The organism is Aliigemmobacter aestuarii, assembly GCF_004799285.1.
Lineage (GTDB): Bacteria > Pseudomonadota > Alphaproteobacteria > Rhodobacterales > Rhodobacteraceae > Aliigemmobacter > Aliigemmobacter aestuarii.
Genome location: NZ_SSND01000011.1, coordinates 1 through 1,003, shown reverse-complemented (window position 1 = coordinate 1,003; position 1,003 = coordinate 1). Strand labels below are relative to the sequence as shown.

1 protein-coding gene is annotated in these 1,003 nt (G+C 66.4%); it reads right to left on the bottom strand.

Going from position 1 to position 1,003, the window contains the following annotated elements:
- The gene (gene gap, locus E7811_RS17790) at nt 1-1,002 is read right to left on the bottom strand and encodes a type I glyceraldehyde-3-phosphate dehydrogenase (RefSeq protein WP_136396029.1); all 1,002 of its coding nucleotides are present in this window, start codon (nt 1,000-1,002) and stop codon (nt 1-3) included.
- Nucleotide 1,003: the final 1 nt, after the last annotated feature.

Here is a 1,003-nt window from a genome sequence, read left to right as displayed (position 1 = left end):
TCAGATCAATCTGCCCATGGCGACGGCGGTGTCGGCCATGCGGTTCGAGAAGCCCCATTCGTTGTCGTACCAGGCGAGGATGCGGCACATGGTGCCTTCCATCACGCGGGTCTGGTCCATGTGGAAGACCGAGGAATGGGGGTCGTGGTTGAAGTCCGAACTGACGTTCGGGCGGTCCGTGAAGCCGAGGATGCCCTTCATCGGCCCGGTGGCTGCGGCGCGGATGGCGGCGTTGATCTCGTCGGCCGAGGTTTCGCGCGCGGCCTCGAACACCAGATCGACGACCGAGACATTGGGGGTGGGCACGCGGATCGCCACACCGTCGAGCCGGCCCTTCAGCTCGGGCAGCACGAGGCCCACGGCCTTGGCCGCGCCGGTCGAGGTCGGGATCATGCTGAGCGCCGCGGCGCGGGCGCGGTAGAGGTCCTTGTGCAGCGTGTCGAGCGTCGGCTGGTCGCCGGTATAGCTGTGGATCGTGGTCATGAAGCCGCGCCGGATGCCGATCGCGTCGTTCAGGACCTTGGCCACCGGGCTGAGGCAGTTCGTCGTGCAGGAGGCGTTCGAGACGACGATGTCGCCGGGCGTCAGCGTGGCGTGATTGACGCCATAGACGATGGTCTTGTCGGCGCCCTCGCCGGGGGCCGAAATCAGCACGCGCTTCGACCCGTTTTCCAGATGGGGCAGGCATTTCTCTTTCGAGGTGAAGATGCCGGTGCATTCCAGCACGATATCGACATCGCCCCAGGGCAGGTCGGCGGGGTTGCGCAGCGCGGTCACGCGGATCGGCCCGCGGCCCGCGTCGATCCAGTCGTCGCCGGTGGTCACCTCGGCGGGAAAGCGGCCATGCACGCTGTCGAAGCGCAACAGATGCGCGTTCGTCTCCACCGGGCCAAGATCGTTGACCGCCACCACCTCGATGTCGGTCCGCCCCGATTCCACGATCGCCCGCAACACATTGCGCCCGATCCGACCGAACCCGTTGATTGCAACCTTGACTGCCATG

Excerpts from the sequence above, each read along its gene's own strand:
- gap (WP_136396029.1), bottom strand. The coding sequence starts at position 1,002 with ATGGCAGTCAAGGTTGCAATCAACGGGTTCGGTCGGATCGGGCGCAAT.